The sequence below is a fragment of the Roseimicrobium gellanilyticum genome (genome assembly GCF_003315205.1).
In the GTDB taxonomy this organism is placed as follows: Bacteria; Verrucomicrobiota; Verrucomicrobiia; order Verrucomicrobiales; family Verrucomicrobiaceae; genus Roseimicrobium; species Roseimicrobium gellanilyticum.
Genome location: NZ_QNRR01000012.1, coordinates 24,106 through 44,399 on the forward strand (window position 1 = coordinate 24,106; position 20,294 = coordinate 44,399).

The window sequence follows — 20,294 nt, forward strand, 5'->3', positions numbered from 1 at the left end:
TGCCACCCGGGTCAAGCTGGGGATGATGGAGCACGCAACCCTCGCTCCTTCCCATGCCCAGCAAGAAGTCCCCCAAATCCGCGCCCGCCGCTGCCATCGCCGCCGCGAATGAAATCCGCCCGATTCGCAAGCTCATGGTGGCGAATCGTTCTGAGATCGCCATCCGAGTTTTCCGTGCCGCGACGGAACTGGGCATCCGCACGGTGGCCATCTATGCGAATGAAGACCGCTTCTGCCCGCACCGCTTCAAGGCGGACGAGGCGTATGAGCTGAACAAGGACAAGGGACCGCTCGGTGCGTATCTCGACTACGAAGGTATCGTGGCGCTGGCCAAGGAAAAGGGCGTGGACGCCATCCACCCCGGCTACGGCTTCCTCTCGGAGAATCCCCTCTTCGCCCAGGCATGCAAGGACGCGGGCATCATCTTCATTGGGCCAGAACCCAAGGTGCTGGAAATGATGGGGGACAAGACCGCCGCGCGTAATGTGGCGGACGAACTCGGCGTCCCCACCCTGCCGGGCACCAAGGACCCCATCGAGTCCCGCAAGGAGGCGCTGACCACGGCAAGGAAGATTGGATTCCCCCTCATCATCAAGGCAGCCTTCGGCGGCGGTGGCCGCGGCATGCGTGTGGTGCGCGAGGCGAAGGAACTCGAACCGCTGCTCGATGAAGCCCAGACCGAGGCGAAGCGTGCCTTTGGCAATGGTGCCGTGTTCCTGGAGAAGTTCGTGGGCCGCGCCAAACACATCGAGGTGCAGATCCTCGGGGACAAGCACGGCAACGTGATCCACTTGCATGAGCGCGACTGCTCCGTGCAGCGTCGCCACCAAAAAGTCATCGAGCAGGCGCCGAGCTACCAGATTGACCAGAAGATCATCGATGGCCTCTGCGATGCCGCGGTGCAGATCGCGAAGGCGGTGAACTACACGCACGCCGGTACGGTCGAGTTCCTCGTGGACGTGGAGACGGGCGAGTGGTTCTTCATCGAGATGAACCCGCGCATCCAGGTGGAGCACACCGTCACGGAAGAGATCACGGGCATCGATATCGTGCGTTCGCAGATTCTCATCGCACAGGGCTCGCAGATGCATGAGCAGCCGCTTGCACTTCCTGAGCAGCAGGACATCGAGAAGTCCGGCTACGCCATCCAGTGCCGCATCACCACGGAGGATCCGGAGAATGGGTTCACGCCGGACTTTGGGAAGATCCTTACCTACCGCAGTGCCGGTGGCTTCGGGGTGCGTCTCGACGGCGCGCTCGGCGTGAATGGCGCGGTCATCACGCCCTACTATGACTCCATGCTGGTGAAGGTGACCGTCTTCGCCCGCACGTACCAGCAGGCGCTGGATCGCATGCACCGTGCACTGAGTGAATTCCGCATTCGCGGGGTGAAGACGAACATCCCCTTCCTCCTGAATGTGCTTCACGATCCCGCCTTCAAAGGCGGCCAGGCGACGACACGCTTCATCGATACGAATCCCCACCTCTTCAAGTTCGCCCCGCGCAAGGACCGCGCGACCAAGCTGCTGAGCTATCTCGCGGACGTGAGCGTGAACGGCAATCCCTTCGCCAAGGGGCACAAGCCGGAGAAGGAATTCCGGATGCCGCCGGTGCCGCACTCGGATCATCGCGTGGCTCCGACACCCGGCACAAAGCAGCTTCTCACGGAGATGGGACCGGAGGCCTTCTGCAAGAACTGGGTCGCGAAGCAAAAGCGCCTGCTCATCACGGACACCACCTTCCGTGATGCGCATCAGTCCCTGCTGGCCACGCGCATGCGCTCGTATGACATGCTCGCCGTGGCAGATGCCGTCGCACGCCGCACGCCGAATCTCTTCTCGCTCGAAATGTGGGGCGGTGCGACCTTCGACGTGACCATGCGCTTCCTGCGTGAAGACCCATGGGAACGCCTGCGCCAGCTCCGTGCCCGCGTGCCGAACATCCTTTTCCAGATGCTCTTCCGCGGCTCCAACGCCGTGGGCTACAGCAACTATCCTGACAATGTGGTGAAGGGATTCGTGAAGCATGCCGCGGAAAACGGCATGGACATCTTCCGCATCTTTGACTCGCTGAACTACCTGCCGAACCTCGTGCCCGCCATGGAGGCGGTGCGCGAAGACACGCAGTCGATTTGCGAAGGCACGCTGTGCTACACCGGTGACATCCTGGATCCGAAGCGCGACAAGTACGGCCTGAAGTACTATGTGAAACTCGCCCGCGAACTGGAGAAGATGGGCGCGCACATGCTGTGCATCAAGGACATGGCCGGCCTCGTGCGCCCCTATGCAGCGAAGAAACTGGTGAAGGCGCTCAAGGAAGAGGTGGGCATCCCCATCCACTTCCACACGCATGACACGAGCGGTCTGAATGCCAGCAGCATCCTGCAGGCAGCCGATGGTGGCGTGGACGTGGCAGATGCCGCGATCGCCAGCATGAGCGGTGGCACCTCGCAGCCGAACATGAACAGCATTGTCGCCAGCCTGCAGCACACGCCGCGGGATACGGGACTCGATACCGAAGCGCTGCAGGAGTTCAGCGACTACTGGGCGGCCGTGCGTGCCTTCTACAAGCCCTTCGACACCAGCGAGCCCTACGGAACCGCGGAAGTGTATCTCCATGAGATGCCCGGTGGCCAGTACACGAACCTCAAGGAACAGGCGACGGGCATGGGTCTCGGACCGCGCTGGCCCGAGATCGCCCACGCATATGCGGAGGTGAACCAACTCTGCGGCGACATCATCAAGGTGACGCCAAGCAGCAAGGTGGTGGGTGACCTCGCCATCGAATGCGTGGCTCGTGGCGTGAAGCCGTCAGACATCATCAATCTCAAGGGCACGAAGTGGAGCAAGGACGTCACCAGCATGTTCGAAGGCTGGCTCGGCGAGCCCTTTTACGGACTCGACAAGGACGAGGCGAAGGACTCCTGGGCTAAGTGGAACGCGCTGGCCGATGCCATTGTGGGCAAGGGCGGCAAGCGCCTCAAGGGACGCCCCGGCGACCACGCTCCGAAGGTGAAACTAGAGGACGTGCGCAAGGAACTCGAGACCAAGCTCAAGAAGAAGCCCACCGAGGATGATGTGTGGAGCTACCTCATGTATCCGGATGTCTTCATGAAGTATGCAGACCATCGCGAGCAATTCGGCGATGTGAGCGTACTGCCCACGCCTGCCTACTACTACGGCTTGCGTGACCAGGAAGAAATCCATGTGGACCTCGAAGAAGGCAAGACCCTCTTCGTCCGCATGCTGAACCTCACAGATCCTGATGCGAAGGGCAAGCAGACGGCCATTTTCGAACTGAACGGCTACCCGCGTCACACCACCGTCGCGAACAAGAAACTCGCGAAGGAAGGTGCGTCCCGTCCCAAAGCGGATCCTGCCAAGCCGAGTGAAGTCGGCGCGCCAATGCCCGGCATGATTGCCAGCGTGGCAGTCAGCGTCGGTCAGAAGGTGAAGGAAGGCGAGACCCTGCTCACGCTGGAGGCCATGAAGATGTTCGCCGCCGTCGCCGCCCCTACCGCCGGCACCGTACAAGAAGTCTTCGTGAAAGTGGGCGAAAGCGTGGAGAGCAAGGATTTGCTGGTAAGGCTGGGATAGCCGGAAAGCGGCCAGCCTTACAACAGCACAAGAACGAACTCAGGGGCAAGAGTGCCCCTGAGGTGATCATGCCGATATCAGGCCACCTCAAGACACGGACGTGTCGCCCTCATCTGAAGGAACGGTCCCCTCCAGGTGTGACTTTGCTGAGGCCGCAATACCTTTGATGGGTGCATTCTCGAGCAACTTACAACTGGCTAGGACGTTGATCAATGGACGCACCAGATCATGGAAAACGGCCCAGTCATAATTCTGAGTGAGTCGCGGGTCAGAATCCTGCCTCATCGCGAAATCGAGAATATCGGTCAACGCTTTCACATCCCCACGCATGAGGGCAGCAATCGCGAAACTCGCCCAGCTTGTTGGTGAGTGAATCACGGATAGTTCCATGCACTTTTTGCTCAATTGAAACCAATTCAAGAGCATGGATGCCGCATCGCTCGAAGGACTTGCAGCTTGGTTTGCGGCTGGTGTGAGAATAGCCCATTTCAGGTAATCGGCGAGCGCCCATAGGGCGAGAACCACATGTTGGTTTCTGCTCCCTTCCGCATAGTAGGAAACTCCCACAAACCTCATTCCGTTTCTCTGTTCTTCGTCCAGGGCTGCCTGGGGCTTTATCAATATCTGGAGATACATGTCGTAGGCATGAGACAGAAACCCCTCAGCATCAGATATGTCTTCCGCGGTAAGAGCCAGGGACATCAAAGCGTCGGCAATCACCAGCAAAGTCTCATTCCTGACATCAGCTTTGGACTTACTTCTCTCTCTCAATTCGTCCAAATAGGCTCGAAAGCCGGGATCCAGTTCCTTGTCCGCCTGAAACTTTTGTGCACGAATGGACATGCACAAAAGCAAATCTCTGGTGTCTGAGGAGAGAAGGTTTCGCTTGGACAACCACGAGTTGTACTGCTTCAAAACAGACAACGCCTTCTTACAGGCACCTGCGTAGAGCAACCGCTGAATGAGCTTCTCCCAAGTGACAAAGATGCTTGGAGGTGAAAAGTCCCCCTGGGCACGCTCCAACAGCTTGTCACACCAAATTTCGAGGCGTGAGCGCTCGTTCCTCTTCGACAAACTGCTATACACCATTTCTTCGGCCTGATTGAGGGAGGTTTCGTTCTCGCGATCCTTCCTCAACCAGTAGGTGAAGTGAGTACCATGATCCTTGGCAAATCTCACGTAAGTCAACGACTTGAGTGAGTAACCTTGGGGAACGACGGCCAGCGGCTTCCGGAACATCATGGCAGCCTCAGTGGTGCACCATACCTGTCCCGGCTCCACCACAGGTTCCAGCCGGGCGGGCGTTACAATATCAGACCCGTGGTGCATGCTGCGAGTCGAGCCATTGAGCGAAACTTCGTTCGCCTGGACCTCGCCATAGTGCAAAGCGGTCCGCAACCGCAAGATGGGACCGCCCTTCGCAGAATAGTCGTCAAATGCCTGGGTAAGATTTACCGCAAAGTGGGCAAGCTTGCCCAAATCATCGTGGCAGCAGAAGATGCCATCCCCCCACAAATTTTGCTCGCGAAACTGGATTACCCCACTTCGAGCCATGGCCTCCTCGAGAAGCTTGTTCAGGGTGGTGGTATGAAATGTTTCCTTGTCCTTGTCTTCCAGCTTGGAGTAGCCGCGCACGTCAGCGAACATGATGCCTGCCTTGAACTTCTGGCCGGCAGGAACTTCACTTGGCCCAGAAACCCAGTACCGAACCAGATGGCGTTTCTGGCAGGTGAACTTCGTGGACCTTGCATGCACGCAGATGTGATTGTCCCAGACCAGGAGAGATCCTGGCTCCTGCACAAAGTCCCTCGAATGCTCATGAAAGTACTCAAGCAGGGCTCCTTTGTACTCTGTCACAAGCTCCTCCTGTCCACACCTCATCCCGCCGGTGCAGAACCTGAGAACGTCGCTGCTGCCACCATCCTTGGAAATCGGACAAACAATCGCTTCGCTGCCGAAATTTTGCGACCGCAGCCCGGCTTCAGATGAAAACGTGAACGGGGTGGTTTCCAGACGCTTCCGCAACTTGGGATCCATCCCCGAAATGAATCCCCGCATGTCCGCGACGGCGATCGCGCCTCCGCCGCAGCTTGCCTTCTCCACGCAATACAGGGCCACGTACTTCGGAGGGACGAGTGGCGTCTCGTAGAATTCCGTATGGGGCGCGATCTCCGCTTTTCCCAGGGAATTGCGCATCTTGGACTGACCTTGCCTGGGTTTGACGTTCCAGGCGATGCCCTTGTCGTACTGTGGCATCAGCTCCCCCAGAGACTGCACAAACCTCTGAGCCGAAGTCTGGTTCCCTGCGAAGTTGAGGTGTAGGTAACCGTTTTGTTGGAGCTCTTGCAGTGCATCTTCCCGCGGTATCATAAATGCAATGTCCTCTGAGGGGGTTGACCGCCCGGACGGGGCGGCGCGAATTTATCCGACCATTTAGATAAAACTTTGCTCACAGAAATATTGCATTGCATGTGACAAAAAATGCATAGCGCCCCAGGCGTCCCATTTTGACGGAGGCGCGTATGGAGCGCGGAGGAAGAGCTGGATCACGCCCCCTCGCTGCAGGTCGGAAACGTAGGACACTAAAGTTGGAATTGCAGATCTCTAAGATGGACGAAAGTCTTTCGGGCGCCCCAGTGAACGTGATGGAGGGAGACGTGAGCGAAAGCGGTTCGGGGCAATTCTGGTCCCGGCCAGTAACCGCGTGCTTTTTGCGATTGTCTCGCATTTGCCCAGGTGTACAGTCACCTGATGCCACTCCCGAAAACGATAGTTCGTTTGGCCGATCTTTGAGTTTTTCTAGCCCTCGGTCGCCGAGGACACCTTCACCTCCAATTCCCGAGCATGTGACCTGCCAAGCCTCTCCACATCCCGTTTGCCGAACACGGGAGCCTGAGGCAGAGTCCCCCGCCCTTTTCCCATCCCCGTTCATGCTGCGACTGCTTCTTCTCCTCAGCCTTCCGCTCTACATCCTCGACCAGTGGTCCAAACACTGGATCGTGCAGAACATCGACGTCCAATCGGAAGAGTTGGTAGTGGTGGAGAACTTTTTCACAATCCATCATGTCAAGAATACCGGCATTGCCTTTGGCCAGTTCAATGGGGGGCAGTACTCGAACTACATCTTCGGCGGAATCGCGCTGGGGGCACTGGCGTTGATCACCTGGCTGTACCGGAAGGGGCTCTTCCCCGGAGGCCTTAGCCGGACCGCGATTGCGCTGCTGGCATCGGGCGTATGCGGGAATTTCACAGACCGGATCCTGCACGGCTACGTGGTGGACTTCTTGAGCTTCGACCTGCACGTGAAGTTCGCGAATCCCTGGCCGACTTTCAATGTGGCGGACTCGTGCGTCGTGGTTGCGGCCATCCTGCTCGCGATTGCCTCCTTCAAAGAGGTGCCTGAGCAGAAAACGGCGTGAGCAAGATGCGTAGCCAGTCGTAGGACGGGGCTCAACCAGCCGCTTCGCATCTGCTTGCGTATCCCCTGTTTTGATCCTTCACTTGCTTGAAGTCCGCCCGGCCCTGTGAACCTGACGCCCAAGAAGAAGAACATGCGCTCCCTGTCCCTCTCGTCCGCCCTGTTCAGTGCGTTTGCACTCCAGCTTTCCGCGCAATCCGAACCGGAGACGCCGAAGGCTCCCGTCACGATCGAGCCGGGGCTGGAGAAGGCCGTGGAGTGGAAATGGTGGGTGGTGCCCTCGGACTCGGTGAAAAACTGGGCGAACCCCACCCCCCAGCCAGCGGAACAGGTGCCAGGCACTCCAGGTGCGAATGGGGCCACGACCACGGGTGCAACCGAGCCACGCCCACGCGAGTACGAGGTGAAGAAAGGCGACGTGCTCACCCACATCGGCAGGCGCTACGGCATCACGGCACAGCAGCTCAAGGAATTCAACGGATTCACGAAGGACACCATCCACATTGGGCAGGTCATCAAGATCCCCACCATGGAGGAAGTCATGGCCATGGCGCCACCGCCAGAGCCCAAGAAGGAAACCCGCAAAAAGCAGGAGGAAGAATCCAGCCAGCCCCAGACGCCGAAGGCTCCTGCGATGCTGCCTCCCGGACAAGAGGACCTGCTCATGCAGATCTATCTCGACCGCGAAGGGTTCTCCTGCGGCTCCGTCGATGGCAACGCGGGCCCAACCTTCACCAAAATCCTGCAGCTCTACCGCGACAATCATCCCGAGTTCATCGACATGACGTCGCTCAAGGAGAAGGCCTTGGAGGTCGTGGGCCATCCGCTGACGGCCTACACTTTGAAGCCCGAGGACTTCCGATTCATTGCGAAACCAGCGCCGAGCCTCAACACGACGCCAGTCCGCCGCAAAGGCAGCAATAAAGCGGCGGCGGCGAAAGAAGAAGTGGAACCTGCCACCACCTATGAAGAGCTCACCTCTGCTCCCATGCTCCTCTACCGGAACGCATGGGAATTCGTGGCGGAGCGCTACCACTGCGATGAACTCTTCCTGAGAGGACTGAATCCCCGGGTCAAGACCCTGGAGCCCGGCACGGGGCTGCAAGTGCCGAACGTGATTCCGTTTGAGATTGAGAAGGCTTTCGAAGGCACGCTCCAGCCCGTGGCAGATCCGGAGAATCCGGTGACGGTGGCGCTTGTAGAGCTGACCCGCCTGGAGGTTTCCCGCGGTGGCAAAGTGATCGCCGTGGCCCCTGTTGGCTTTGCCAGGCCTGGACTTCGGGGAGCAGGTTCCTGGACGATTCACCAGGCCGTTCCCCTCCCCAAGCTGGCTACGCTGCAGGAGCTGAAAGAGGCGCCCAAGCCCTCTGCCACGGTCCTGATCCAGACCGGCGATGCCAACCCAACCGCGCCCCCGCCCACACCTTCGGTAGTGGCGCCCACGGTTTCGCGCGCCGCGCTGGCCAGTGAGCAATTCATCGCGGAGGGTCCCAACAATCCGGTGGGGCTGGTCTGGCTCAATCTTTCCAAAACCAAGACGAAGGAAGCCCTTCCCTACGGACTGCACGGCACGAGCATCCCCCGCCGCATCAAGTCCCAGGAGGGCATCGGCGGCATCCGCCTCACCAACTGGGACCTCATGCGCATTGTGCGCTTGATCCCTGCGGACACACAGATGCAGTGGAAGTAGCCGCGCGTGTGCGCCATTGCCTCCGATTCTGTGGGGCCCAGACCATCGCTTCGTGCATGGTGCATGTCCCTGACCTGAAGAAGGGTTAAGGGTAATTCTTTGCGCTTGGCGGGACAATCTTTGGGGCGCATTGTAAGAGGCGAAACATGTCATCAACCTACCCGCAGGCGCTTCATCAATTGCTCACCGAGTTCGAGGGATTCCGCGATCTCGGCATGTGGCAGGCTGCCGGGGAGGTGCTGGAAAGAATCCCTGCGGAATGGACCAACCATCCCGACGTGCTCCTGGCGAGGCTGGACGTGCTTGTCGGCAACAATGACTGGACCGAAGCCCTGCACCTCTCCGAGCAACTGGGCGCTGCGCTGAAGGATCACCCCGAGGCGTGGTACGGCATTGCTTGCGCGCACTCGCAACAGGGAAACATCCAGGCAGCCATGGATGCCGTGAAACACTGCGTCTCGCTGGACAATTCCTACAGCAGCCGTGTACTCCAGGAGCCGCTGCTGGCTCCGATGTGGAATGAAAATCGACTCTGGGAGTGAGGCACGCTCCTACGCCGTCTTGACGTAGGTAAAAACGCTATCGCGGGCCCTGCCATCCAAGGCACGGCTACCTCTCGCAGGAAACGTCCATGTCGTGGCGTTAGGATAGATGCCTCGGCATTGTTATGATCACTGGCATCCCCTACAAACTCCCCCGCATTTTCGGAACTGCATACACGCTCCTGAGCCTCGCCACACTGGCTTCTGCTGCCGACATCGAGCTCACAGAGACACTCCAACTCCCCGAGTGCCACAGCATCGGCTGGGTGCAGAGGAATCTCCAGTCGAAGGGCGACCAGGCCTGGAATGGCGTCTTGGATGAAGCGAAATGGGGCACCCCTTCACCTCAGCAGGTGGTGGGTAGGAATTGGGACTGGAGAGTAACGACCGACCAGTGGAAACAGGCCGTGAAAGAGAAGGGCGAGGGAAAGCGGGAGGATGTAAAGTTTGACCTCTGGATTCCCGAGGGTGTGGAGGTAGTGAAGGGTATCGTCGCCATCTCCGGTCACGGCAGTGGAGAGTATCTCTACCGTCATCCCGAGATGAGGAAGCTCGCGAAGGAGTTGCACCTTGGAATCTTCAAGTTCGTGGGCAATCCCATGCAGCGAGGATTCTGGCCACAAAGCCTGCTCTTCGAACGGCTCGCTGCGTTCGGTCAGAAGTCCGGGCATCCGGAGCTGCCGAATGCCCCGTTGTTTCTCTACGGACACTCCAACGGCACCGGCTACTCGGCTGTTTTCCCTGCTACGGAAGGCGCGCATGTCTGGGCGTGGGTATCGATGCGGCCGGGGATCACATTCCAAGTCTATCAACCTGGAGGAGCGCAAGTGCCTGGGCTGGTGATCTTCGGAGAAGATGATCAGTTTCTGCTGCGTCCCTCCAAGGAGGAGAATCTCGCCGTGGTGGAGGTCATGAGGAAGAAGCACCACGCCGTGTGGAACTTCGCCGTGGAGCCGAAGACTGGGCATGGACCGGGAGAAAAAACCTGGCCGCTGGTATTCTCGTTCCTACGCCATACATTTGCCGCGCGTGTCCCTGCAGATGCCGATCCGCGCAAAGGCCCGGTGAAGCTCAATACCCTTTCAGAAGAGAGCGGATACCTGGGGAGGAATTGGGATGCGGCAAAAGGCGGCTATCAAACTTTGTCCATCGCACCTCATGCCACCTATGAGGGAGACAAGAGTACTGCGTCATGGCTCATCAATTCCGACTATGCGAGCGACTGGCAGGCCTTCCAGCGCGATGGGCAGGTGGGAAAAAAGGAGTGAGCACGGGCGGACGACCGCACACCCATCTGTATGCCATCGTCACGCAAGGCCACGCGTTCTGCATGCCTTGCTACCGCTCACGGCACCAGCACCGCCGCGCCGCGGAGCCTGCCTTCGCGAAGATTGGCCAGCGCTTCATTCGCCGCCTCCAGCGGGAATGCGTGAGTCTCCGTGCGCACTGGCACTGCGGGGGCCATTGCGAGGAACTCAAGGCCATCGCGTCGTGTGAGATTTGCCACGGAGACAATGCTCCGCTCGCCCCACAGGTCTGCGTAGGGAAACGCAGGGATATCGCTCATGTGTATCCCACCACACACCACCACCCCTCCCTTGCGCAAGCTGCGCAAAGCCAGGGGCACCAGCGCCCCCACTGGTGCAAAGATGATGGCCGCATCAAGCTCGAACGGCGGTGAATCATTCGAGCCACCTGCCCATACTGCTCCAAGCTCACGCGCAAACTCCTGGGCTGCCGTATCCCCCGCACGTGTGAAGGCGCATACCTCGCGCCCCTGATGTCGTGCCACCTGGAGGATAATATGCGCTGCCGCTCCAAATCCATAGAGACCAAGTCGCCTGCCCTCGCCGGCCTTCACCAGAGAACGATAGCCAATGAGTCCGGCGCACAGCCATGGAGAAGCAGAAACTGGGTCCATGTCCCTCGAGAGCGGGAAGCAAAAACGCGAGTCCGCCACCGTGTACTCCGCATAACCGCCATTGAGGGTGTAGCCCGTGAACTTCGCCGCATCGCAGAGGTTTTCTCTGCCTGAGAGGCAGTATTCACAAGTGCCGCAAGTCCATCCCAGCCAGGGAATGCCGACACGATCGCCGGCTCGAAGGCCTGTGACCTCCGCACCTACGATCACCACTTCTCCCACAATCTCATGCCCCAGAATCAGTGGCAGCTTCGGCTTCGGCAACTCACCATCCACCACATGCAGATCTGTGCGGCAGACGGCACAGGCCATCACCTTCACCAGCACTTGCTCACGGGAAGGCGAAGGCACAAGTATGTCGCGGCACTCCAGGGATCTGCCAAGACCGGTGAACACCATCGCTTTCATCATGTGCAGCCTGCGTTTCCATAGATTCGCACAGGATTGCGCCGTGTCCTTGAGAAAGACGGAGACAGCCCGCCCCTATTTCCCCAGCATCTTCTCCACCAGATCCAGGCATTCCTTTTGATTCAGAATTTCCACATGCTCGCGCCGTAGATGGGTGAAGGAGGAGGTGCTGCGTTTGACGCGCAGATCAGTTTCGCTTTCCACGGTCACCACCCCGTCATGTTCCCCGCTCATGAACATGGATGACTTGTCGATGGAACCGTAGATGAGGTCGTGCGTCGTACCCGCGGGCAGAGGAGTCGCATACAACGAATGCAGGAAGTCACTGCCCGGCTTCACATCGAGCCACGACGGCACGGGCTTTTTGAGATACCGGATGCCTGACTCCGCAGCCTTGTGGCCACCCCAGGGAGTGGAAATGCTGACGAACTTCGGAATGAAATTCACGCCCTCATCCGCAATCGCCTTGCTGATGGCCGCCCGGGAAACCAAGCCGCCCATGCTGTGGGCCACGACATAACACTGCGGGAAGCCATAACGATGCTTCAGCGTGCGCAACGAAAGGGCCAGCGCGCTGGACACACGCGCAAGCCTCATGCCGCTGGGATAGTGGAAGAACCAGAGCTGATACTTTGAGCGGTCGAAGTTTCCAATGAAGTAGCGCCAGTCTTGCGGACTGCCACCGATGCCGTAGACGAAGACCACAGGAATGCGATTCGGCGAATACGGCTCCGTCATATACAAGCCGAGACGATTCTCCGAGAGGAAATGCAGGGGTCTCCAGAGACCTGAACCACCCACATCAGGCGCGAACCTTGAGTCATCCAGTGAGGCGACCTCGCCGATGGCGAGATTCATCTGCCCTCCGAGTTCCTTGTTCTCCTTGGGCACGTGAATGACAGTGCCGGGTGGCAGGCCGTGCTCGCGATGCAGGGAGATCTTTAGGATTTGCGGCTCGGCGGAGGGGTTCGTGAGGGACACAGGCCTCGCATACTTCAAGTAGCCGAGCGGCTCACCGGCATCGTAGGCGCCGTTGCCATTTTCGTCAGTGAAGGCTCCGACACGATAGGCGCTGTCCATCCGCAAGTTCAAGGCAGCAATGCCATCCTCACGCACACGCTGGAATCCGGCGGAGTCCTTCCGCGAGCCATTCTCCATGCGCCAGGCGAGTGCGTAGGTGGGATGGGCGGCGGTCGGATGAGGAGTGACCTCCATGGTGATACCGCCCATGGTCTCGAGGGTCTCCACATGCTGCCGGAGACCAATGAGGCCACAAGAGCTCAATGTGGACGCCGCAGCAACGAGTGAGGCGAAGCGGACAGATTTTGATACATTCATGCAGGCAAGCCCTAGTGCATCACCCGATCAAACCACGCATCCGTCCGCTGCTGCCGGGCATCGGCTCGCATCTCACGGCGCTCTTGAAAGTTGGAATAGGCGTCGTTGCGATTGTCGAGTCGGTCCTGCAACTCTTCGTTGCTGGAGCAGGAGGCCAGGCAGCAGAATACTGCCAGCACAAGAGTGGTGAGGATGGCTTTCATAGCGCGGAATTTCACTGTGGATGATGGTGCATGATGCAGGCTGCATGTTTCAGGCTTCCCCCTGGATGCCGTCGATGTATCCCTGGGCGCCATTCTTGACGTTGGCGGCATTCGCTTCGTCGGTGTCGATGTGCATGGCGAGTGCGAAATTGGGATCCACTCGCACGCGCACGTCTCCAAAGATGAGCTCGCGGTCACCGGACACACGCACACGTACGGAGCACTTGTCCCTCAGGCCATAGCGGAGGGCATCGGTGGGAGTCATGTGAATGTGTCGCAGAGCGCAGATGACGCCCTGGTCGATGGCTACGCTTCCCGCCGGCCCCTCCAGTGTGCAGCCGGGCGAGCCCTCAATGTCACCAGATTCGCGAATGGGCGGCTGGATGCCGAGTTTGAATTGCTCCGTCATCGCGATCTCCACCTGTGTGGCCTTGCGCGCAGGTCCCAGCACACGCACACGCTCGATACGTCCTTTCGGCCCCACGATGGCCAATTGTTCCTTGCAGGCATACTGCCCCGGCTGGGAAAGGTCGGCATGCTTGGTGAGCTGGTGTCCAGGGCCAAAAAGCGCTTCCACGTCCGGCTGTGCCAGGTGGATGTGATGGGCAGAGACCTCCACCGGGATGGGTTCATTCCGGCAGGCTTCGCTGGCACTGACAAGAACATCGCGACTCTTCACTCGCAAGGTCTCACGCGCAATCATGCGCTCCTCATCCGTGGGCACCACCAGCACCTTCACGGGAGAGTCGTCCGCGGAGATGATCGAGATTTCCTTTCCTCCGGTAGCGAGACGATTTTTCCCTTCATCGATCTTGATGCCCATGCAGGCGAGTCCCTGCAACGCCGAGGCACGCACGCCCGCACTCCCCTGCCCGATACCCGCGGTGAAGATGACCACGTCAAGCCCACCCATGGCGGCCACGTAGGAGCCGATGTACTTGCGCACCCGGTAGCAGAAGGTCTTGAGCGCCGTGAGAGCACGGGCGTCGCCAGCATCCGCTGCCTTCTCCACTTCGCGCATGTCACCCGAGATTCCCGACAGTCCCAGCAAGCCGCTCTTCTTGTTGAGCAGGTCATCTATCAACTTGGACGCCATGCCTTCCGTGCGTTCGAGGAAGCTGGTGACCCCTGCATCGAGATCTCCACAGCGAGTGCCCATGATGAGCCCCTCTCCCGGTGTGAATCCCATGGAGGTATCCACGGAGCGTCCATGATCAATGGCACAGATGGAGGCGCCATTACCAAGGTGGCAACTGATGACTCTCAGCTCGCGTGCACGACGGCGCAGATGCTGGGCCGCCGCCAGGGCGACGTAGCTGTGGGATGAACCGTGAAAGCCATACCGGCGCACCCCCTTCTCTTCGTAGTAGGAGTAAGGCAGACCATAAAGATACGCGTGACTTGGCAACGTGGCGTGAAAGGCCGTGTCGAACACCGCAACATGCGGCACCTTTGGGAACACCCGTCTCGCCTCTCGAATGCCGAGCACATTCACCGGATTGTGCAAGGGAGCGAGAGGAGCAAGCGCCTCAATCTCCGCCACAACCTGGTCATCAATCACGACGGCGTTGGTGAATTTCTCCCCTCCGTGCACCACCCGATGTCCCACGGCAGTGATATCCGAAGAAGACTTGAGCACTCCATGCGATTCATGCGCCAGGGCTGCGAGCATGGATTTGAACGCGCCTGCGTGGCCGCGCTCCTTCACGTCGGACTCCACACGTCCTCTGGCACTGGTTTGCACCAGTTTTGTGCCCTCCGCATCAATGCGCTCCACGTGTCCATGCGCCGTATTCTCCGGACGCTCCGTATCAAACAGCGTGTACTTCAGTGAGGAGGAGCCGCAATTGATCACCAGGATGCGTTCAGGCTTCTCCCCCTTCAGCTCAAGTTCCGAGGTGTGATCCTGCTTCTTCGCAATGACCGCAGCCTTCTCCGGATCCTTCATGGCCTCCTGGATGCGCGAGCTGATCGTCATCGCGATCAACTGGGCTGCTTCAGGATTGGCCATGATACGGGTTTGGAAAAGGCTCAGGGGGATCAGCATCACCCGCGTACCGGAAGCCGCCGCCTTCAAGTCCGCCACCGCGGGATCACCGCTCATCAACGCGAGTTCACCGAAGGTTTCCCCCGGCTTGAGCTGCCCCAGCGAAATGCTTCCTGCTCCGTCCACCGGAAGGAACGCCTGGACCTTCCCCTCCACCACGACCCCCAGGAAATGCACTTCATCACCCGCACGCAAAATGGTGTCGCCAGAGTCGAACACCCGCACCTCTGAACCCTCAGCCAGCTCCGTGCGCTGGGCGAGGGTGAAGTGGGACAGGAGTGGGACACTGCCCACCAGAAAGGCGAGATCGCTGGCGCTCATGGCTTCTAGTTGAGTTGGCGCGGGTGCGTCATGTTTTCAGGCTTGAGCAGATCATCCAGCCGCTCCTTCGTCAGCCATCCCTTCTGCAAGACAAGGTCATACACACTGCCTCCGGTCTTGAGTGCTTCCTTCGCGATTGCGGCACTGCGTTCATAGCCGAGCACCGGATTGAGGGCGGTGACGAGGCCGATGGAATTGTGCACATACTGCAGGCAGCGTTCACGATTCGCCTCAATGCCGACGATGCAGCGGCTGTTCAGAACAATGGCGGCATTGCGCAGCAGCGTAAGTCCGAAGAGGAGGTTGAACGCAATCACCGGCTCCGCCATGTTGAGCTCCAGCTCGCTCGCCTCCGCTGCCATGGAGACGGTGATGTCCATGCCGATGATCTGAAAGCACACCTGGCTTACCACTTCGGGCACCACCGGATTCACCTTGCCCGGCATGATGGAGGAACCCGGTTGCATGGAGGGCAGGCGGATTTCATAGAGCCCGCAACGCGGACCGGAGGACATCCAGCGCAAGTCATTGCAAATCTTCGAAAGCTGCACTGCAGCGGTCTTCATGGTGCTGCTCATCAAGGCGAATTCCCCGGAATCCTGCGTGGCCTCCACCAGGTCATCCGCGAGCTTCACGGGAATGCCGCTGATATCCGCAAGATGCTTGGTGCAGAGCGCTGCATATCCGGGAGGGCTGTTGAGCCCCGTGCCGATGGCGGTGGCGCCCATATTGATGGAAAGAAACTCCTCGCCCACGCGCGTGAGATGGCGGATGCCATCACCGATCATCACCGCATAGGCGCCGAACTCCTGGCCGAGTGTCATGGGCACGGCATCCTGATTCTCCGTACGGCCCATCTTCAACACATCGGCGAACTCCTTCGCCTTGGCCTCCAGGGCCGTGCGGAGTTCACGCAGAGCGGAGAGTGTTTCCCTCAAGGTGAGCATCACGCCCAGCTTGATAGCGGTGGGATAGGCGTCATTCGTGGACTGCGAGCAATTCACATGGTCATTCGGATGAAGGTGCTCGTACTCGCCCTTGCGATGACCGAGAATCTCCAGTGCACGGTTCGCGATGACCTCGTTCGCGTTCATGTTCGTGGAGGTGCCGGCACCCCCTTGAATCATGTCGATTGCGAACTGGTCATGCAGCTTGCCTCCGGCGATCTCATCGCACGCCTTGAAAATCGCGTCCGCCCGCTCCTGGCTGAGCACACCGAGCTCACAGTTTGCCTTCGCGGCGGCCTTCTTCACAAAGGCAAACGCGCGAATGAAGTGCTCGAAGTGATACATACCGATGCCGGAGATGCGGAAGTTCTCCATGCCGCGAATGGTCTGCACACCGTAGTAGGCGTGATCCGGCACTTCGCGCTCGCCCAGAGAATCGTGCTCGGTGCGCACCGATGATACCACGGTGGCTGATTTCTCGCCGGCGATACGTTCCGCAGCAAAGCGCAGGCGCTCACTGAGACGTGCAGCGATGCGTCCCACAATGCGGTAGAAGAGCTCCGGCTTCTCCGTTCGCACCTTTTCCAGATCCGCTCGTGAAATCTGCCACACCTTGGCACCCTGGTGCGTGAGTGCATTTGCCGCATGAGGCGCATCATCAAGCATCACGCCCTCACTGAAGACAGCGCCCGGCACCAGGGTGGCAAGGGTGACCGTGCGAGCCTGGGCGCCGCGCACGATTTGCACTTCACCCTCCAGCACCAGCCCCAGCCAGAGGCGCGGCGTGGCTTCGTGGTACAAATAGTCGCCTGCAGCATAAGATACGGCACTGCCCTGCTGCATCACAGCGGCGAGATCTTCCGTGGCAATGCCGATGCGCTTCGCGGCAGCGGCGATGGTGTCGAGTTGGAGACTCATAAAAATGCGTGCGTGGGATATTGGTTTTATTTAAAGAAGGATCCAATGAGCAGGCCGATACCCACGGCCCCGACGGTGCAAATGACACCGGGCAGCATGAAGGAATGATTCAGCAGGTACTTGCCAATGCGCGTTGTCTTCGACCGGTCAAACTGCATGGCCGCGATGAGCGTGCCGTAGTTCGGGATGAAGAAGTAGCCATTCACCGCCGGGAACATGCCGATGAGGTATGGGATGGGAATGCCCAGCGAAATACCCAGTGGCATGAGCGCGCGTGTCGTGGCCGCCTGACTGTAGAGCAACATGGAGGCAATGAAGAGACCGATGGCAAAGGTCCACGGTGCCGCCTTCGCCATGTCACTCAGACCACCAATGATGACATCGCGATTGGCATTGATGAAAGTGTCCCCCAACCAGGCAAGGCCGAGAATGCCGATGATCGCGGTCACGCCCGATTGGCAGGTCTTGCACTTCGGCACCTCACCCACCGGAGCCTTCGTGACGGTGAGTATCAGAGCAGCGACCGCGAGCATCACGATGGCAATCGAGATGGGCATGGTCATCACCACGGGCTTGGGTCCGGTGCCTGCCACCGTACGGAGTTCCGGGAAGATGCCTGCGAGAACGATCAAGGTCACGCCGGACAAGAAAATGAAGGCACTCGCCTTCGCTCCCGCACGCAGCGGCTGTTTCACCGCGCCAGCGCTCTTGCCACCGGCGGTGAGTTCCCCGGAGGCCAGCAGCTTCTGGTACTCGGGATCGTCCTTGAGCTCCTTACCCACGCGAAGTTGTACAAAGGCCGCGATGAGCACCGCGAGAATGGTGGAGGGCACACAAATGAGTAGAATCTGCACGAGGCCGTATCCATGCGACGCCATGAGGCCAATCATGGCCGCCGTCGCCGCGGAGACCGGACTCGCGGTGATTGCCTGCTGCGAAGCGATGGTGGCCACGGCCATGGGACGCTCGGGCCGTATCCCATTTTCATGGGCCACTTCATAGATCACGGGAAGCAGCGGATACACAATATGTCCGGTACCTGCGGCAAACGTGAAGCCGTAGGTCACGAGTGGCGCCACAATGGTGACCTGCTTCGGATTCTTCCGGATGATCTTCTCCGCCACCTGCACCAGGAAGTCGATGCCCCCCGCCACCTCCATGGCAGAGGCCGCCATGATCACCGTGAGCACGATCAGCAACACTTCACCGGGAATCGCTGCCGGGGCGATGCCAAAACCCACCACCAAGACGAGTAGGCCCACGGCACCCCAGAGACCGAGCCCCACTCCTCCCGCTCTTGCGCCCATGGCGAGCGCGCCCAGGATGACGAGGAATTCGAGGATGAGTTTGATATCCATGGGAGGTGGTGTGGGAGGTTATGAATGGCTTGCCAGGAGGTCACGGTGTGTCGAGCCGCATGAACTCGATGCGGTGATTGGCGTGTGGGTTGCGAGGTGAAGGCCCTGCCACCATGATCACTCGGGTGGCGTTGATGCCATGACCGCCCAGCCATTGCCGCACGTATTCCTTCCAGTCGGCAGGCTCCTCCTCGAGGTCCACGGCATGCACGCCATAGGAAAAGCTCAGTCCCTGACACACGGCGGGATCCACGCTGGGAGCAATGCTCCACACCTGCGGCTTGCATCGGGAAAAGATTCGGGCCGTGCTCCCCCCTCGTGTGGGGACGAGGGCAATATCACAAGGCACGGTATTCAGCGCGTGCTCCACCAGCGAGGCGATACGTTCACTCGTGCTTTCGTTTGCCTTTGGCTGGATGAGACCCAAGGGATCCACCCTTTTCCCACGGGGACGAGCAGGCTCTGTCGCTGCCGCGATGCGCGCCAGCATCTGCACCGCCTCCTCGGGAAACTTGCCCATGGCCGATTCGCCGGAGAGCATCACACAGTCGGTGCCGTCGAGAATGGCATTCGCCACATCCGTGGCTTCCGCTCGTGTGGGAAGGCGGCTGCTGGTCATCGATTCCAGCATTTGCGTGGCAGTTATGACCGGCTTGCCTGCGAGATTCGCCTTTGCGATCAGCATCTTCTGGGTTTGCGCGATGCTTTCAATGGGCACCTCCACTCCCAGGTCACCGCGAGCGACCATGATGCCATCCGCAACAGACAGGATTTCATCAAAATGCACCAACGCATCCGAGCGCTCGATCTTCGCGATGATAAAGGGCTGACGGCCGAGTTTGCTCGCTGCGGCACGCAAGGCTTCAATGTCTGACGCGCGCTCCACAAAGGACTGGCTCACTGCATCCACTCCCGCTGCCAACGCAAACTCCAGGCACTTCTGATCGCGCTCGGTGAATGCGCCAATGCCCAGATCGATCCCGGGCAGGTTCAAGCCTTTCTTCGAACGCAGCTCACCGCCCACGGCCACCACGCACTCCACATCATTTCCCACTACTCGCTCCACCACCAACTGCACAATCCCGTCATTGAGAAAGATACGGTTCCCCGGCTGAACAACACGCGGCAAAGGCTCGAAGGTCATCGAAACGCGCGTCTCACTGCCAACGATGTCCTCACTCGTCAGGGTGAACCGATCTCCTGGTGACAATTGAATAGGCTCCGGCTGAATCTTTCCCAGTCGCATCTTCGGGCCAGGAAGGTCTGCCATGATGGCCACCCGCCGACCAGCCACCTTCGAGGCGTCACGGAGACGTCGAATCACCTCGCCATGATGCTCAAAGTCTCCGTGCGAGAAGTTCAGCCTCGCAACATTGAGTCCCGCCTTGATGAGCCGCACCAGCATTTCCGGTGACTCAGATGCGGGGCCGATGGTGGCAACGATCTTCGTCTTGTGAGAAGGCAGCGGTGCAACCGTTGCATCCCCCGCAGCCGTGGCATTCATACCCGGGCTGCCTTCGATGGATTCGCGACATGGAACTGAATCATTGACCGACGCCATTCCTCACACAGTGCCCAATGCTGCCT

13 protein-coding genes are annotated in these 20,294 nt (G+C 59.4%); 5 read left to right on the top strand and 8 right to left on the bottom strand.

Going from position 1 to position 20,294, the window contains the following annotated elements; genetic code table 11:
• The first annotated feature begins 53 nt into the window (after positions 1-53).
• Positions 54-3,596, top strand: coding sequence for a pyruvate carboxylase (locus tag DES53_RS25480; RefSeq protein WP_113961164.1), 3,543 nt, complete (start codon positions 54-56; stop codon positions 3,594-3,596).
• An 87-nt stretch (positions 3,597-3,683) separates the two neighbouring features.
• On the opposite strand, the gene DES53_RS25485 is transcribed toward DES53_RS25480, so the two are convergent.
• Positions 3,684-5,966, bottom strand: a complete 2,283-nt coding sequence (locus DES53_RS25485; protein WP_113961165.1) for a TauD/TfdA family dioxygenase — start codon at positions 5,964-5,966, stop codon at positions 3,684-3,686.
• A 560-nt stretch (positions 5,967-6,526) separates the two neighbouring features.
• Here DES53_RS25485 and lspA point away from each other — a divergent pair.
• The 4 genes from lspA (at position 6,527) to DES53_RS25505 (ending at position 10,514) form a co-directional block, all read left to right on the top strand.
• Positions 6,527-7,015 carry a signal peptidase II gene (gene lspA / locus DES53_RS33195; protein ID WP_170157399.1) on the top strand — a complete coding sequence of 163 codons (489 nt, stop codon included), beginning with the start codon at positions 6,527-6,529 and terminating at the stop codon, positions 7,013-7,015.
• Between the two features lie 105 nt (positions 7,016-7,120).
• Positions 7,121-8,704 (top strand): LysM peptidoglycan-binding domain-containing protein, encoded by a 1,584-nt coding sequence (locus DES53_RS25495; protein WP_113961167.1) that lies wholly within the window; start codon positions 7,121-7,123, stop codon positions 8,702-8,704.
• Positions 8,705-8,850: 146 nt separating this feature from the next.
• Positions 8,851-9,246 (top strand): tetratricopeptide repeat protein, encoded by a 396-nt coding sequence (locus DES53_RS25500; protein WP_147263613.1) that lies wholly within the window; start codon positions 8,851-8,853, stop codon positions 9,244-9,246.
• 125 nt (positions 9,247-9,371) lie between these two features.
• On the top strand, positions 9,372-10,514 hold the full coding sequence (locus tag DES53_RS25505; RefSeq protein ID WP_113961169.1) for a hypothetical protein: 1,143 nt from the start codon (positions 9,372-9,374) through the stop codon (positions 10,512-10,514).
• 77 nt (positions 10,515-10,591) lie between these two features.
• On the opposite strand, the gene DES53_RS25510 is transcribed toward DES53_RS25505, so the two are convergent.
• From DES53_RS25510 to pyk, 7 genes are all read right to left on the bottom strand, one after another.
• A complete protein-coding gene (locus tag DES53_RS25510; RefSeq protein ID WP_113961311.1) occupies positions 10,592-11,575 on the bottom strand; it encodes a zinc-binding alcohol dehydrogenase family protein in 984 nt (327 codons plus the stop codon).
• Positions 11,576-11,650: 75 nt separating this feature from the next.
• Positions 11,651-12,913: a lipase family alpha/beta hydrolase gene (locus DES53_RS25515; RefSeq protein ID WP_113961170.1), complete on the bottom strand. Its 1,263-nt coding sequence runs from the start codon at positions 12,911-12,913 to the stop codon at positions 11,651-11,653.
• Positions 12,914-12,924: 11 nt separating this feature from the next.
• Positions 12,925-13,116 carry a hypothetical protein gene (locus DES53_RS25520; protein ID WP_113961171.1) on the bottom strand — a complete coding sequence of 64 codons (192 nt, stop codon included), beginning with the start codon at positions 13,114-13,116 and terminating at the stop codon, positions 12,925-12,927.
• A 49-nt stretch (positions 13,117-13,165) separates the two neighbouring features.
• Complete coding sequence (locus tag DES53_RS25525; RefSeq protein WP_113961172.1) at positions 13,166-15,484, bottom strand: acetate/propionate family kinase; 2,319 nt, start codon at positions 15,482-15,484, stop codon at positions 13,166-13,168.
• 5 nt (positions 15,485-15,489) lie between these two features.
• The gene (locus DES53_RS25530) at positions 15,490-17,349 is read right to left on the bottom strand and encodes an aspartate ammonia-lyase (RefSeq protein WP_113961173.1); all 1,860 of its coding nucleotides are present in this window, start codon (positions 17,347-17,349) and stop codon (positions 15,490-15,492) included.
• A 26-nt stretch (positions 17,350-17,375) separates the two neighbouring features.
• Entirely contained in the window at positions 17,376-18,707 is a 1,332-nt protein-coding gene (locus DES53_RS25535; RefSeq protein WP_113961174.1) for an anaerobic C4-dicarboxylate transporter family protein, read from the bottom strand.
• A 40-nt stretch (positions 18,708-18,747) separates the two neighbouring features.
• Positions 18,748-20,211, bottom strand: a complete 1,464-nt coding sequence (gene pyk, locus DES53_RS25540; protein ID WP_113961175.1) for a pyruvate kinase — start codon at positions 20,209-20,211, stop codon at positions 18,748-18,750.
• Positions 20,212-20,294 lie beyond the last annotated feature (83 nt).